The organism is Pseudomonas sp. IB20 (assembly GCF_009707325.1).
GTDB lineage: Bacteria > Pseudomonadota > Gammaproteobacteria > Pseudomonadales > Pseudomonadaceae > Aquipseudomonas.
Map to the genome: position 1 here is coordinate 1372639 of NZ_CP046103.1, position 13737 is coordinate 1386375.

15 protein-coding genes and 1 pseudogene are annotated in these 13737 nt (G+C 59.7%); 4 read left to right on the forward strand and 12 right to left on the reverse strand.

Annotation, left to right across the window (positions count from 1 at the left end; genetic code table 11):
* Positions 1-120 precede the first annotated feature (120 nt).
* Positions 121-585: an outer membrane lipoprotein gene (locus GJU48_RS06290; RefSeq protein WP_003189251.1), complete on the forward strand. Its 465-nt coding sequence runs from the start codon at positions 121-123 to the stop codon at positions 583-585.
* 94 nt (positions 586-679) lie between these two features.
* On the opposite strand, the gene GJU48_RS25075 is transcribed toward GJU48_RS06290, so the two are convergent.
* The 4 genes and pseudogenes from GJU48_RS25075 to nhaA all read right to left on the reverse strand — a co-directional run bounded on the left by GJU48_RS25075 (position 680) and on the right by nhaA (position 4131).
* Positions 680-1036 carry a DUF6124 family protein gene (locus GJU48_RS25075; RefSeq protein WP_256671208.1) on the reverse strand — a complete coding sequence of 119 codons (357 nt, stop codon included), beginning with the start codon at positions 1034-1036 and terminating at the stop codon, positions 680-682.
* A 98-nt stretch (positions 1037-1134) separates the two neighbouring features.
* Positions 1135-1998: a methyl-accepting chemotaxis protein gene (locus GJU48_RS25605; protein ID WP_371917660.1), complete on the reverse strand. Its 864-nt coding sequence runs from the start codon at positions 1996-1998 to the stop codon at positions 1135-1137.
* Positions 1993-2757: pseudogene (locus tag GJU48_RS25610) on the reverse strand (MCP four helix bundle domain-containing protein); the annotation flags it as partial. The pseudogene GJU48_RS25610 and the gene GJU48_RS25605, both read right to left, overlap by 6 nt.
* 198 nt (positions 2758-2955) lie before the next feature.
* Positions 2956-4131 carry a Na+/H+ antiporter NhaA gene (nhaA, locus tag GJU48_RS06300; RefSeq protein WP_094950009.1) on the reverse strand — a complete coding sequence of 392 codons (1176 nt, stop codon included), beginning with the start codon at positions 4129-4131 and terminating at the stop codon, positions 2956-2958.
* 216 nt (positions 4132-4347) lie between these two features.
* Here nhaA and GJU48_RS06305 point away from each other — a divergent pair, with 216 nt between their 5' ends.
* Positions 4348-5442 (forward strand): PLP-dependent cysteine synthase family protein, encoded by a 1095-nt coding sequence (locus tag GJU48_RS06305; protein WP_094950008.1) that lies wholly within the window; start codon positions 4348-4350, stop codon positions 5440-5442.
* Positions 5443-5569: 127 nt separating this feature from the next.
* Here the strand turns inward: GJU48_RS06305 and GJU48_RS06310 are convergent, their stop codons facing one another.
* From GJU48_RS06310 to GJU48_RS06320, 3 genes are all read right to left on the reverse strand, one after another.
* The gene (locus tag GJU48_RS06310; protein WP_094952964.1) at positions 5570-7183 is read right to left on the reverse strand and encodes an NAD(P)/FAD-dependent oxidoreductase; all 1614 of its coding nucleotides are present in this window, start codon (positions 7181-7183) and stop codon (positions 5570-5572) included.
* Between the two features lie 106 nt (positions 7184-7289).
* Entirely contained in the window at positions 7290-7961 is a 672-nt protein-coding gene (locus GJU48_RS06315; RefSeq protein ID WP_094952963.1) for a COG3650 family protein, read from the reverse strand.
* An 86-nt stretch (positions 7962-8047) separates the two neighbouring features.
* The gene (locus GJU48_RS06320) at positions 8048-8647 is read right to left on the reverse strand and encodes a short chain dehydrogenase (protein ID WP_094952961.1); all 600 of its coding nucleotides are present in this window, start codon (positions 8645-8647) and stop codon (positions 8048-8050) included.
* Between the two features lie 103 nt (positions 8648-8750).
* On the opposite strand from GJU48_RS06320, the gene GJU48_RS06325 reads away from it, so the two are divergent.
* Entirely contained in the window at positions 8751-9665 is a 915-nt protein-coding gene (locus GJU48_RS06325) for a LysR family transcriptional regulator (RefSeq protein ID WP_094952960.1), read from the forward strand.
* On the opposite strand, the gene GJU48_RS06330 is transcribed toward GJU48_RS06325, so the two are convergent.
* From GJU48_RS06330 to GJU48_RS24830, 5 genes are all read right to left on the reverse strand, one after another.
* Positions 9656-10141 (reverse strand): DoxX family protein, encoded by a 486-nt coding sequence (locus GJU48_RS06330; protein ID WP_094952959.1) that lies wholly within the window; start codon positions 10139-10141, stop codon positions 9656-9658. The genes GJU48_RS06325 and GJU48_RS06330 overlap by 10 nt on opposite strands.
* Positions 10138-10914 (reverse strand): HvfC/BufC N-terminal domain-containing protein, encoded by a 777-nt coding sequence (locus GJU48_RS06335; RefSeq protein WP_094952958.1) that lies wholly within the window; start codon positions 10912-10914, stop codon positions 10138-10140. The genes GJU48_RS06330 and GJU48_RS06335 overlap by 4 nt, the downstream gene beginning before the upstream one ends.
* Positions 10911-11789 (reverse strand): MNIO family bufferin maturase, encoded by an 879-nt coding sequence (gene bufB, locus GJU48_RS06340; protein ID WP_094952957.1) that lies wholly within the window; start codon positions 11787-11789, stop codon positions 10911-10913. Before bufB ends, GJU48_RS06335 begins: the two co-directional genes overlap by 4 nt.
* Positions 11790-11813: 24 nt before the next feature.
* Positions 11814-12113 (reverse strand): BufA1 family periplasmic bufferin-type metallophore, encoded by a 300-nt coding sequence (locus GJU48_RS06345; protein ID WP_083359753.1) that lies wholly within the window; start codon positions 12111-12113, stop codon positions 11814-11816.
* Between the two features lie 140 nt (positions 12114-12253).
* Complete coding sequence (locus GJU48_RS24830) at positions 12254-12601, reverse strand: hypothetical protein (RefSeq protein WP_178119773.1); 348 nt, start codon at positions 12599-12601, stop codon at positions 12254-12256.
* Here GJU48_RS24830 and GJU48_RS06350 point away from each other — a divergent pair.
* The gene (locus GJU48_RS06350; protein WP_176462994.1) at positions 12495-13736 is read left to right on the forward strand and encodes an MFS transporter; all 1242 of its coding nucleotides are present in this window, start codon (positions 12495-12497) and stop codon (positions 13734-13736) included. The two genes, GJU48_RS24830 and GJU48_RS06350, sit on opposite strands and share 107 nt — an antisense overlap.
* The last annotated feature ends 1 nt before the right edge of the window (position 13737 follow it).

The window sequence follows — 13737 nt, forward strand, 5'->3', positions numbered from 1 at the left end:
TATTTTTCTGGTACTGGCAGTCTGTACTGAGGCTGAATGAAAGCAATTTTCTGACGTGCTTGCCGTGACAGGCGCCAAGCTGCGGCGTCTAATGAATACCTGTCCTTTGGAGTTGAAGCTATGCGTAAGTCCGTTTTACTAGTTGCCTGCTTTACCACCCTGTCGTTGTTGTTGGGTGGCTGCGCCTCGAGTCTGACCGGCGACTCGTACTCCCGTGACGAGGCGCGCCGTGTACAAACCGTTCGCATGGGCACCATTGAATCCCTGCGTCCGGTGAAAATCGAAGGCACCAAGACCCCAATCGGCGGCGCTGCTGGCGCAGTCATCGGCGGCGTTGGCGGCAGCGCCATTGGCGGCGGCCGTGGCAGTATCGTCACCGCGGTGATCGGCGCCGTAGCCGGCGGCCTGCTGGGCTCGGCCACCGAAGAAGGCCTGACCCGTACCCAGGGCGTGGAAATCACTGTTCGCGAAGACGACGGCAGCATGCGCGCCTACGTACAGGCCGTGCAGGAAAATGAAATCTTCCGCATCGGCGATCGCGTACGCATCATGACCGTTGACGGTACCAGCCGCGTTACGCGTTAAGCGTCGGCCGTAGCAACACAAAACCCCAACCGGGTAACCGGTTGGGGTTTTTTGGTTTTGTGGGCTGGGATTGCCGATAACATTTCTAGCTCTGTTATGTCGGGCACCGCTGCTCCATTGCACGATCTACTAACAGTCCCGCCAGTCCGAGTAGCTGCCCAATTGCTAACAATTGGCTGCGTAGTTTTCCGTCCGTTGTTTCTGCTAAATCAGAGGTCAGCCCGCCTGCGCCTATCAGGGTTTCGTATGCATTTACCAATAAGGCCTCTGTGTCGGCGGCTGAGTTAATCGAAAACAGTGGTTCGCGGGGGTCGGTGTGACCTTGTACATGGGTGGAGCCGCCCCTGATCGCCGCGACGCGATGGAAGGTGGCAACTGTACGCAGGTTCGCGGACCGAGAACTTGGAACTCGGCATACCCGAAGGTATCCCGCGCACAGCTGCCATAACACGAAGCGTCAGCCATAGGAGTGGCTGACGAAAAACGATGGCAATTATGCATCAAGTTAACAGGCCGCGACGCCGCGGCAGTGAGTTTTAAAGCCTCACTTCAAACCTGAAAGTGCTTCACCATCGTGTTCAATTCATGCGCCAGGCTGGCGAGGGATTGCGAGGCGGCCGTCGTTTGGGTCGAGCCTTGCGCCGACTGAATCGACAGCTGTTGAATATTCAGCAAGTTGCGATCAACCGCCCGTGCAACGTCGGCCTGCTCTGCCGCCGCCGTGGTAATCACCAGGTTACGGTCGTTGATCTCATCGTTAGCCGCCAGGATATCCGCCAGCGCTTGCTGAGCCAGCTCGGCCAACGCCAGGGTCTGCTGGGTCATGGTGCTGCTGTCGAGCATGGTGTGGACGGTGCTGGCGGTATTGGTCTGAATACTGCCGATCATTTGTTCGATTTCCTGGGTCGATTGGGCCGTTCGGTGGGCTAGGGCGCGCACTTCATCGGCGACCACCGCAAAACCACGCCCGGCCTCACCGGCACGCGCCGCTTCGATGGCCGCGTTCAGGGCCAACAGGTTGGTTTGCTCGGCAATGGTGCGGATCACATCAAGTACTTTGCCGATACCTTTGGCTTGCTCAGCCAGGCCACCGACTTGCCCGGAGCTGACCTCAACACCACGGGTCAGCGCCTGGATAGCATTCAACGCCTCGACCATGCGCTGCTGGCCTTTCAAGGCGATGCTTCGCGACTCTTGGGAAAGGTCGGAGGTCGAGGCGGCATTGCGCGCCACCTCTTCAATCGCGGTGGTCATCTCGGTGACGGCCGTGGCCGCTTGCTCGATCTCCCCATGTTGCTGCTGTAGGTCGCGGCTGCCCTCGGCCGTCACGGCGTTAAGCTCCTCGGCTGCAGCGGCCAGTTGGCTGGATGAGCCGGTGATTTGCCGCAGGGTCTGCACCAGGTTGTTACGCATGGTCTCTTGAGCCCTGAGCAGGCGAGTGGCCTCATCGTTGCCTGTCGGGTTGATGGGCTGGGTGAGATCGCCCTTGGCGATGGTTTCGGCCACCTGCACGGCTTCAATGATCGGCCCGGTTATGCTTCGGGTCAGCAGCCAGGCGACCAGCACTGTGCCGCCACTCACCAGCAGAATGACGATCGTGATGCCGCTCACCGCATGCTGGTAGGCGCCTACAGAGGTCTGCCCGGCTTGTTCGGCGCCTTTGTTGGCGAGGTCTATCAGTTGATCGAAGTTCTTGGTCATCTGCTCATAGCTTTCTCGAATGCTGTTGAGAAAGTCGCGGGCGCCGGCCTTATCGCCTGAGCGTGAGCGTTTGAGCATTTCGGTGTGGTTCTTCGCGTAGGCATCAAGGCTTTGGTTGAACACCTCCAGCCGTGATTGTTCCTCAGGCGTGCGCAGCAGCGCTGCATATTGCGCGAGCTGTTCCTTGACGCTTTTCAGGCGGCCGGCGGATTTGTCTTCATAGGTCTGCATGTCCGCATCGCCAGACGACAGGATGTGCGCCATTTCTCCCAGGCGAAAACGGTCGAGCGAGGCATTGGCCAGGGCCAGGAGCCTGACGCGCTGCATCCAATTGTTCTGAATGTCGGCAGCCTGTGACTGGACTTCGCCTATCTGCTTGAGGGCGAACAGACCGAGAAACACACTCAGCGACGCAATAGCCGCGAAGCCGATAAAGGCTCTGGCGGCGATTCTCATATTTCTCAGGAACATGGGGTTTTCGCTCGGGCTGGAAACGCGTTGGGGAGCATTCTCGGGCGTGTGTCCCGGGCGGGGACAGTTGGAGCGCCACAATCACTAGTCGGCGGCGAGCGCGAAGTCTTTAGGCGTTTGAGAAAAGTGTCATCTGCGGAAAAAGAAAAACCCCAACCGGGTGACCGGTTGGGGTTTTTGGTAGTGCTTTCAGAACGCTCAGGCTTTCTTGCGACTCGCCATCGCCGTCACCGCATAACCTACACACGCTGCCAGGATCGACCCGGTCAGAATCCCCATTCGATCCTCCCCGGCGAATTCACTGGCGCCCGGCACAAACGCCAGGGAGCCGACAAATAGGCTCATGGTAAAGCCGATACCGCACAGGATCGCCACCCCAAACACCTGGCCCCAGTTCGCGCCGCTGGGCAGGGCCGCAAGGCCGGTCTTGATGGCGAGCCAGGTGAGGCCGAACACGCCGACGGTCTTGCCGATCAGCAGGCCGGCCGCGATGCCCAGAGGCACGTGATGGGTGAAGCTCTCCACGCTGACCCCGGTGAGGGACACGCCAGCATTGGCAAACGCGAACAGCGGCAGGATGGCGTAAGCCACCCACGGGTGCAGGGCGTGTTCCAGGGTCAGCAATGGCGACGTTTCGGCGTTCTTGGTGCGCAGCGGAATACAGAACGCCAAGGTCACACCGGCCAAGGTGGCGTGTACACCACTTTTGAGCACACACACCCACAGGATCAGACCGATGATCAAGTACGGCCCAAGTTTGATCACGCCCAGGCGGTTCATCGCAATCAAGGCAATCAAACAGGCGCCTGCACCCGCCAAGGCAGCACCCGACAGGTCGGCGGAATAGAACACGGCGATGACGATGATCGCACCGAGGTCATCAATGATGGCCAGGGTCATCAGGAACAGTTTCAGCGACACCGGCACACGCTTGCCCAGCAGGGCCAGCACGCCGAGTGCGAAGGCAATATCGGTGGCCATCGGGATCGCCCAGCCGGAAAGCGCGGCAGGGTAGTCCTTGTTGATTGCCCAGTAGATCAGTGCCGGCACCACCATGCCGCCAATGGCCGCAGCGCCGGGCAAGACCACTTGCGATGGCTTGGACAGGTGGCCGTCGAGCAACTCGCGCTTCACCTCCAGGCCGATCAGCAGGAAGAACAGAGCCATCAGGCCGTCGTTAATCCACAGCAGAGCGGGCTTAGCGATTTTCAGCGCGCCAATTTGTGCCACCACCGGTACGTCAAGGAAGGCGCTGTACAGGTGCGACAACGGTGAGTTGTTGATGATCAGCGCCAAGGCGGCAGCGGCGATCAACAACAGACCGCTGGCGGCTTCCAGCTGGAAGAAACGGGTGAAAGTGCTACGCAGAGGCAAGGGATGCTCTCCAATCAAGGTTCAATAGGTGGGTACCCTAACCCGTACGGTTAGTTGTTAAAACAAAAGTTATATTCTTATTTGTTATAAGGGGCGGACAGAGTTGATGTTGCGTCAAAGCCTAGCAATTGTGTGACTAATTGAGACGTCACTGTATCTGTGTGCAGTGTAGGAAACCCCCTAAAATCAGGGCTGAAATCTTTAGAGACGCACCCTATGAGTGACCACCGTACCTGGGCCCGCGAAGCCATCCGTATTATTGAAGCGGACTTTCAACGCAGCGCCGACACGCACCTGATCCCTCTGCCATTGCCGGGGTTGCCGGGTATCGAGTTGTATTTCAAGGATGAGTCCAGCCACCCCACCGGCAGCCTCAAGCATCGCCTGGCCCGTTCGCTGTTCCTGTATGCGCTGTGTAATGGCTGGCTCAAGCCCGGCGCGCCGGTGATCGAGGCGTCCAGCGGTTCCACGGCGATTTCGGAAGCGTACTTTGCGCGTTTGCTCGGCCTGCCGTTTATTGCGGTGATGCCGGCGACCACGTCCCAGGAGAAGATCGCCCAGATCGCCTTCTACGGTGGCAAGAGCCATCTGGTGAAGGATCCGACGCAGATCTACGCCGAGTCCGAACGCTTGGCGAAGGAAAGTGGCGGCCACTTCATGGACCAATTCACCTATGCCGAGCGCGCCACGGACTGGCGGGCGAACAACAACATCGCCGAGTCGATCTTCCAGCAAATGCGTTTTGAGCATTACCCCGAGCCGAGCTGGTTGATTTCCAGCCCCGGCACCGGCGGTACCACCGCGACTCTGGGGCGCTACGTGCGCTATCGCCAGCATTGCACCCGCGTGCTGTGTGCTGATGCCGAGCGCTCGGTGTTCTTTGACTATTACCAGAGCGGCGACGCCAGTCTGCGCCTCGATTGCGGCTCGAGAATCGAAGGGATCGGTCGGCCACGGGTCGAGGCGTCGTTTTTGCCCAAGGTCATTGATGCGATGGTCAAGGTGCCGGATGCGCTGTCATTGGCGGCCATGCATTACCTCGCCGAGCGGTTGGGGCGCAAGGTTGGGGGTTCCAGCGGGACTAACCTGATTGGCGCCCTGGTGGCGGCGCAGCAGATGAAAGCGGCGGGGGAGACGGGTTCGATCGTGGCGATCTTGTGTGACGGCGGTGAGCGGTATGCCACCACTTACTACGATCAGGCGTGGCTCACAGGGCAAGGGTATGAGCTGGGTGGTTTGATTGCGGCCGTAGCGGCCAGTGTTGAACGGGGTGAGCCGTTGCCGGATACCATCCTGCGCGCCAATATCTGACCCAACACAAAAACAAATGTGGGAGCGGGCTTGCTCGCGAATGGCACAACTTCTGGGGCGCACTTCACTGCGCTTTCGCGAGCAAGCCCGCTCCCACACTGGAGCTGCGGCATTTTCAGCTTTTGCGTCAGGCTTCGATGCCGAGCATATCCCGCGCCAACGCCTCGGCAATCCGAATCCCGTCAACGCCCGCCGACAGAATCCCACCGGCGTAACCGGCGCCTTCACCGGCTGGGAACAGGCCTTTCACGTTCAAGCTTTGCATCGATTCGTCACGGGTAATCCGCAGCGGCGACGAAGTGCGCGTTTCGATACCGGTCAGCACCGCGTCATGCAGCGAGTAGCCCTTGATCTGCTTCTCGAACGCCGGCAACGCTTCACGAATCGCTTCGATGGCAAAATCCGGCAGAGCCAAGGCCAAGTCACCCATGGACACGCCAGGTTTGTAGGACGGTTCCACACTGCCGATAGCCGTGGACGGCTTGCCAGCAATGAAGTCACCTACCAGTTGCGCCGGTGCCTCGTAGTTGCTGCCACCGAGGATGTAGGCGTGGGACTCCAGGCGCTCCTGCAACTCGATACCCGCCAGCGGGCCACCTGGGTAATCCACTTCAGGCGTGATGCCGACCACGATGCCGGAGTTGGCATTGCGCTCATTACGCGAGTACTGGCTCATGCCGTTGGTCACCACGCGGTTCGGCTCGGACGTGGCCGCCACCACCGTGCCGCCCGGGCACATGCAGAAGCTGTAGACCGAGCGGCCATTCTTGGCGTGGTGCACCAGTTTGTAGTCGGCCGCGCCGAGTTTCGGGTGCCCGGCGTATTTGCCCAGTCGCGCGGCGTCGATCAGCGACTGCGGGTGTTCGATACGGAAACCCACCGAGAACGGCTTGGCCTCCATGTACACGCCACGCCCGTGCAGCATGCGGAACGTGTCGCGGGCGCTGTGGCCCAGGGCCAGGATCACGTGCTTGGAGAGGATCTGCTCGCCGCCGTCGATCACCACGCCATTCAACTGGCCGTCTTCGATCAGCACATCGGTGACGCGCTGTTCGAAACGCACTTCACCGCCCAGGGCGATGATTTGCTGGCGCATGTTTTCCACCACGCCGGTCAAGCGGAAGGTACCGATGTGCGGCTTGCTGACGTAGAGAATTTCTTCCGGCGCACCGGCTTTGACGAACTCGTGCAGCACTTTGCGACCGTGGAATTTCGGGTCCTTGATCTGGCTGTAGAGCTTGCCGTCGGAGAAGGTCCCGGCGCCGCCTTCGCCGAACTGCACGTTGGACTCGGGGTTGAGTACGTTTTTGCGCCACAGGCCCCATGTGTCTTTGGTGCGTTGGCGCACTTCCTTGCCGCGTTCGAGGATGATCGGCTTGAAGCCCATCTGAGCCAGGAGCAGCCCGGCGAAGATCCCGCACGGACCAAAACCCACCACGATAGGCCGTTCGACGAGGCCCAGCGGTGCCTGGCCTACTACTTTGTAGCTGACATCCGGCGCCGGGTTGATGTTGCGATCATCGGCGAACTTGAGCAGCAGGGCGGCTTCGCCCTTCACGTTCAGGTCGACGGTGTAGATGAAGCACAGCTCCGACGACTTCTTGCGGGCGTCGTAGCTGCGCTTGAATAGGGTGAAATCGAGCAGGTCATCACTGGCGACGCCCAGGCGCTGCACGATGGCTGGCCGCAGGTCTTCTTCGGGATGGTCGATGGGCAGCTTGAGTTCGGTGATTCGTAACATGACGGGATCCGGTAGGCGGCGGACAAAAAGGCCGGCTGTTTTGCAAACCGGCGATTATAAGCCCCAATGGCGGTTTTTCGTCATGTTAAAACAGCGCAGGGTTGAATCAGTCGTCGCGCGAACCGCCAAACGCTGCGCAACCACGCTGTACCTGGCCGTTGACACGCAACTCGGCGGTCATGTGTTGCAAGCTGCCGCTCACTGGGTCGATGCAGCGTTGCGGGGCCACCCACAGTTCGATGTGCTGGTTATTGGCTTCGGTCATCAGGTTGAAACGGCCGTCACCCAGTTGTTCTTCCACAAAAGGCACCGCCAATGGCGGCTGGCCTTCGCGCTGCAGCACCATGCCCTTGGCCGTGACGTTCATCGCCCAGGCCGGTTTATGGCCGTTGGCCCGTAGAATCATGCGCTTGAAGTCCGGGTCGTTGCAGGCCGAGGTCGAACGTTCCATGCGATAGAGCTGTTGCAGTTCCACCGAGCCCTGGGTGCCGGTGGCGACCCCGGAGAACTTGCCGCGCAAGTCGGCAAACAGCGCGCCTTGCTGACCGGCCAGTGAGGCGGCTTCCTGCAGGATGCTGGTGCCACCGGTGTCGTTGACCACGTAGTTGCGCTTGTCGCCGCAAGGCTGGAACAACAGTTTGTCGCCGACTGCCGTCAGCTCACCCTGCATACGGGTCATGCCAACGGTCGACGGCTTGGCCGGCTCGCTTTCGAACATCTGGCAAGCGGTGAACAGGGGCAGCAGGGCGAACAGAACAAGGGTACGGGCGGCGCGCATTTATTGGGTCTCCAAACAAGTGCCGCCACGTTACGCAGGCTGGCGTAGCATCACAAGTCAGTTATATGAACGGATGACGAGGAACCTTAACCGACGATAAAGGTCTGGCCAGTCTGCAAGCCCTCGACGCTTTTCGCGTAGGCCAATGCCACATCGGCGCCCGGAGCGGGTTTGTAGCCACGGAAGTACGGCGCGTAGCTGCCCATGGCTTCCAGCAGGACTGTCGGGCTCACGGAGTTCACGCGCAGTCCGCGTGGCAACTCGATTGCCGCCGCTTTGACGAAGGCGTCAAGTGCGCCATTCACCAGTGCCGCGCAGGCGCCAGTACGGATCGGGTCACGGTTGAGAATGCCGCTGGTGAAGGTGAACGAGGCGCCATCGTTGGCATATTCACGACCGATCAACAGCAGGTTGACCTGGCCCATTAGCTTGTCGCGCAGGCCCAGTTCAAAATCGCTTTCGCTCATTTCACCCAACGCCACGAACTTCACGCTGCCCGCCGCGCAGATCAAGGCATCGAACTTGCCTGTCTGTTCGAACAGCTTGCGGATCGAAGTACTGTCACTGATATCCACCTGGAAGTCGCCGCTGGTGCGACCGATGCTGATCACTTCGTGACGCTGAGCCAGTTCTGCCTTGACTGCCGAGCCGACCGTGCCGCTGGCACCAATCAATAGGATTTTCATCGTGCTGTTCCTCCAGGGGTAAGTGAAGTTTCAGTCTAGTGTGGCTTTTCCCGTGGATAAACGTGCTAATAGGCAACCTTTGGTTTTAAAATGGAAACAATCCATGAGCGAGATGGATGACCTGGCGGCCTTTGCCGTTCTGATCGAAGCCGGCAGTTTCACCGTGGCAGCCGAGCAACTGGGGTGCAGCAAGGGGCAGTTGTCCAAGCGCATCAGCCAGTTGGAGGCGCAGTTTTGCGTGGTGCTGCTGCACCGCACCACCCGTAAGCTCAGCCTGACCGCAGCCGGTGCGGCACTGTTGCCCCAGGCTCAGGCGCTGGTGGTACAGGTGGAACGCGCACGTCAGGCATTGGCGCGGCTCAAGGACGATTTGGCTGGGCCGGTACGTATGACGGTTCCGGTCTCGTTGGGGGAAACCTTCTTCGATGGCTTGCTGCTGGAGTTTTCCAAGCAGTACCCCCAGGTGCAGATCGAGCTGGAATTGAACAACAACTACCGAGACTTGGCGCGCGATGGGTTTGATTTAGGCGTGCGCTCGGGGGCTATCGAAAATGAGCGCTTGGTGGCCAAGCCGCTGCTGGCCTGGCACGAAATGACCTGCGCCAGCCCGGCCTACCTGGAGCAACACGGCGAACCGCTGACCCCGGCGGACCTGGCCGCCCATACCTGCTTGCTCAACAGCCACTACAGCGGGCGTGAAGAGTGGCTGTACCACCAGCAACATGAACTGCTGCGGGTGCGGGTCAGCGGCACGTTTGCCTCCAACCACTACAACCTGTTGAAAAAAGCCGCGCTGGTGGGGGCCGGTATCGCCCGCCTGCCGTCCTACGTTTTACCCGCGGAACTGGCTGACGGCCGATTGCGCTGGCTCCTGCGTGATTATCAGACGCGGCGCATGCCGATGTACTTGGTTCACCCTTACCAAGGCGGCTTGCCGCGCCGCACCCAAGTGCTTGCAGACTACTTGGTGGATTGGTTCAAGCGCAGCGGCGAAGCGCTGGATCGTCTTCAGCGATAGCGGCGTGCAATCAGGTGATCGATGGACAAGCAGCCTGGGCCCTTGGCGACCAATAGCAACAGCAAGGCGATCCAGGTGCCGTGGGTTGGGTAGGCGTCCGGGTAAACGAAGAGTTGAATGGTCAGGGTCATGCCGATCAGGGCCAGGGCCGAGAACCGTGTGGCAAAGCCTACCAGGATCAGCACCGGGAAAAAGTGCTCGGCAAACGCGGCCATGTGCGCGGCCACTTCCGGTGACAACAAGGGCACGTGATATTCACTGCGAAACAGCGGCAAGGTTGATGCGGCCAGTCGCGGCTCGCCGAACTGGAAGGTGCCGCTGATCAGGTCGATGGCAAAGCCTTCAACCTTGGTTTGCCCGGACTTCCAGAACACCGCCGCAATAGAAAAGCGTGCGACAAAGGCGATCAGGCTGTAGGGGATTTTCTCGAGCAGTGCGATGGCCCGTTTAACCAGGCAGGAAGGGGTGGCGTTCATGGCGATACCTTTTGTTCTGTGTGCAAATGAGTGATGGCGTCGTGGCTGATCAGCAGGGTCAGGCATTGGTTAAGGTCGAATTCGGCTGAGGCTTGGAGGGCATGTTCCACTGCCTCTTCAAGCGGCGTGCCGTGGTTCAGGCTGTTGATGAACGCGACCGAACCGCTGTCGATGGCGAAGACCTTGACGGCCAGGCCTTGTCGCAACACCAGCGCGCTTTGGGCGTGCCAGGGGTCCAAGGTGGCCAGGCCGCCCTCGGTCTGGTGCGCAGCCCACACTGCCACCACTGCATAAGCGCAATTCAGCGTGGCCAGGGATGGATGCAGTTGCAGGCGCAGTTGTCCCAGGTCTGTCTGGCCTTGCAGTGCTTGAACAATGGCTTGCTGTTCCAGCGGCTGGGTATCCACCGCGTGATAGGCGCGCACCCGCAGGCGCTCAAGCCTTGCGACATCGGCCAGGTAGGGCACGCTGGCGGCCGGTTCAAAGTCCTGGATGAACGCGCCAAATTCGTTGCCGTACTCGCTGATCAGCGGACTGGTGGGCGGGCACGCCTGTAAAAACAGCCCAGCCATGGCGCGAAAAAACTCATCGCCGACTAACTGCAAGGTCACCGGGTAAGCCGTCGCCAGGGCGTTGATCAACGCGCTGTGGACATTGTTGCGATACACCGCAAAACGGCTGGCCGGGTCGGCGCCGTTGCTGCTGAACAAACCGTCGGGGCAGGCCTGGCTGGGGTCAATCAAGGCATTGGCAAACGCAGCGTGAAGGCTCATACGCTCACCTGCGCCAGATGCCAGTCGGCGTGCTGGGCTTCGGCGTGCAGCACACTGAACGCTGGCACTTGGTTATCTCGCTCGATCAACGTGGCCATCGGGCCGGTGCGCGTGAGGACCTGTTCGTACAGTTGCCACACGGCGTTATCGATGGGTGCGCCATGGTCATCGATCAGCAGGCGGTCACCCAGGCTGTCAGTGTCTTCGGCGAAGCCGGCCAGATGAATTTCACCGACGGCGTGCAAGGGCAGCGCGTCAATGTAGGACAGTGGATCGCGCTGGTGATTGATGCACGACACGTAGACGTTGTTGACGTCTAACAGCAGGCCGCAACCGGTGCGGCGAATGATCTCGCTGATGAAGTCCGTCTCGTCCAGCGTGGAGCGCTGGAATTGCAAGTAGGTCGACGGATTCTCGAGCAGCATCGGCCGCTTGAGCGTGCTTTGCACCTGGTCGATGTGTTCGCACACCCGGTTCAAGGTGGCGACGTCGTAGGCCAGGGGCAGCAAGTCATTGAGAAACACCGGGCCGTGGCTGGACCAGGCCAGGTGTTCGGAAAAAGACTGGGGTTGATAGCGTTCGATCAGCGTGGCCAACCGTGCCAAGTGCTCACGATTTAACGGCCCTTCGCCGCCGATGGACAGGCCTACGCCGTGCAGCGACAGCGGGTACTGTTCGCGGATCAAACCCAGGTAGTGATGGAACGGGCCGCCGGCCACCATGTAGTTTTCGGCGTGTACTTCAAAAAAACCGATGTCGGGCGAGGTATCGAGCACTTCAATGAAGTGCTCGTTCTTCAGCCCAAGCCCGGCCCTGTGAGGGAGGCCGGGCACCTGAGCCGGTGAGACCGTGTGCTGGGGAAAAAGCGTCATCATCAGTACTCAGGCTGCGGGCTGTTTTCAGGATTTGGCGGTGAAGGCCGCTTCCTGGCCGAAACCGGTTGGCGAGGTGGAGCTTGGGGTTTTAGCGCAGGTGCCGGCTGGGACCAGTTTCCAGGCGTTGGCCTGGTCTTTGACTTTGGAGGTGCCGGCGCAGGAAGTGCCGGCGCCTGCGGCGCAATCGTTCTTGCCGGCTTCAGCGATGCCGAAGCATTTGTCCATTTTGGCGTCGTCGGCGTGGGCCATGTTCGACATTGCGGACAGGCTCAGGGCCGAACCGAGGGCCAGGATCAGGGTAGCGGCGGACAGTTTCGTGGTCATGGTGTATCTCCAGCATTGAGGGTGGGTAAGGAAGCGTTTTTGCTTGCTTACCCCTCTAGAGTCAAGGCTTCAGGTTGCGTTACAGCAGGTAGCAAATAAATCTTCGATGGGCAGCAAAATAGTGCAGCGAGCCTCAGTCTTCAGGTATCGGCGGTCCTGCTGGCGCTTGCTGTACGATCGAGCAACGGGCGAAAGTGCTTGCGACCAATAAGGAGCTTTGCGTTGAACAAGGTTGCGTTACAGCAGGTAGCAAATAAATCTTCGATGGGCAGCAAAATAGTGCAGCGAGCCTCAGTCTTCAGGTATCGGCGGTCCTGCTGGCGCTTGCTGTACGATCGAGCAACGGGCGAAAGTGCTTGCGACCAATAAGGAGCTTTGGCGTTGAACAAGCGGTTTACAGATTTTTTCATCAGCAGGAATTTTTCATTCCTATGGCTGGGGCAAGCGCTTGCATCGTTTGGCGAGTTTGTTTTTGAAAGCACGGTCATCGTCTGGCTGGTGACGGACTTGTTTCACAACAGTGCCTTTTTACCGACGGCGGTGGGCCTGGCAGTGGCGGCCTCGGCCATCCCGCGTGTGTTGGTGGCGCCACTGGCCGGAGCCTGGGTTGATCGAATGGCCCCGCTGTACGTGATGATCACCGCGGATGCTATCCGGGTGCTCAACTTCCTGATCTTTTTTGTGATCTATTCGCTGGCAGGGCTTGATCAGATGCAAGTGCTTGCCGGGGTTCTGCTGCTGTTGTTGGTTAACAGCACCGCTGCGCAATTTTTCAACCCGTCGCGTCAGGCGATCATGCAGGTGGTCATCCCGTCTGCGCGACGCGTTGAAGCCTCAGCCAAGGCGATGTTTTCTTTGACGGGTATTTCAGTGTTGTCGGCGTCTCTTGGGCCGGCGTTATTTGTGTGGGTAGGGCCTGCTGTGGCACTGCTGATCAATGTGCTGGCCTTTACGTGTTCGGCACTCTGTATCGCCTCCACCCAAGGCCTGTGCAGGACGTTGCTGGCCGAGCAGCAACGGTTGCCGTTCTGGCACGGGCTGCTCGCGGGGCTGCGGTTTTCGTGGCGGCACGCTTCCATTCGCACGCTGCTGGTCGGTGTTGCGTTGTATGGGTTTTCGCTCGGGGTGAACAACGTTGCATTGTCCTTGTATGCATTCAAAACCCTGGGCCTGAGCCCTTATGAATACGGCCTGATACTGGCGGCGTTCCCAGTGGGGGGCTTGATTGCCGCCGTGCTGGTGCGGCCGTTGCTGAAGTCATTGAGTACACGTCAGGCATTTACTATTTCGTTGCTGTGCATGGGTTTCAGCTACCTGGCGTACTCGCTGCATCCGCCGTTTTACCTGGCTTGGGCGCTGATGTTCTGCTACGGGCTGTTCTTTTCGGTGTTTGCGATTGTTCAAGGGCCGATGCTTCAAGAAGCTGTGCCTGAGGGTTATATGGGGCGTGTATCGGCAACGGTCACGCCCGTGCTGGCCATCGCATCGCTCACCGGTACGCTGGTGTGTTCCCAGACGTTGAACCTGGCGCAGAGCGTTATCGGGTATTTCGATATGCCGCTGGACGTGTATGGCCTGTCTATCTTTCTCGCTGCGGGCTTGCTGCTCACGGGGGTGGGTTGAT

What these genes read in the sequence shown, in the direction of transcription:
- GJU48_RS06290 (WP_003189251.1), top strand. Translation starts at nt 121, where the DNA reads ATGCGTAAGTCCGTTTTACTAGTTGCCTGCTTTACCACCCTGTCGTTG.
- GJU48_RS25605 (WP_371917660.1), bottom strand. Translation starts at nt 1,998, where the DNA reads ATGCGTAACAACCTGGTGCAGACCCTGCGGCAAATCACCGGCTCATCC.
- GJU48_RS06305 (WP_094950008.1), top strand. Translation starts at nt 4,348, where the DNA reads ATGAGTGACCACCGTACCTGGGCCCGCGAAGCCATCCGTATTATTGAA.
- GJU48_RS06310 (WP_094952964.1), bottom strand. Translation starts at nt 7,183, where the DNA reads ATGTTACGAATCACCGAACTCAAGCTGCCCATCGACCATCCCGAAGAA.
- GJU48_RS06315 (WP_094952963.1), bottom strand. Translation starts at nt 7,961, where the DNA reads ATGCGCGCCGCCCGTACCCTTGTTCTGTTCGCCCTGCTGCCCCTGTTC.
- GJU48_RS06320 (WP_094952961.1), bottom strand. Translation starts at nt 8,647, where the DNA reads ATGAAAATCCTATTGATTGGTGCCAGCGGCACGGTCGGCTCGGCAGTC.
- GJU48_RS06325 (WP_094952960.1), top strand. Translation starts at nt 8,751, where the DNA reads ATGAGCGAGATGGATGACCTGGCGGCCTTTGCCGTTCTGATCGAAGCC.
- GJU48_RS06330 (WP_094952959.1), bottom strand. Translation starts at nt 10,141, where the DNA reads ATGAACGCCACCCCTTCCTGCCTGGTTAAACGGGCCATCGCACTGCTC.
- GJU48_RS06335 (WP_094952958.1), bottom strand. Translation starts at nt 10,914, where the DNA reads ATGAGCCTTCACGCTGCGTTTGCCAATGCCTTGATTGACCCCAGCCAG.
- bufB (WP_094952957.1), bottom strand. Translation starts at nt 11,789, where the DNA reads ATGATGACGCTTTTTCCCCAGCACACGGTCTCACCGGCTCAGGTGCCC.
- GJU48_RS06345 (WP_083359753.1), bottom strand. Translation starts at nt 12,113, where the DNA reads ATGACCACGAAACTGTCCGCCGCTACCCTGATCCTGGCCCTCGGTTCG.
- GJU48_RS24830 (WP_178119773.1), bottom strand. Translation starts at nt 12,601, where the DNA reads ATGACCGTGCTTTCAAAAACAAACTCGCCAAACGATGCAAGCGCTTGC.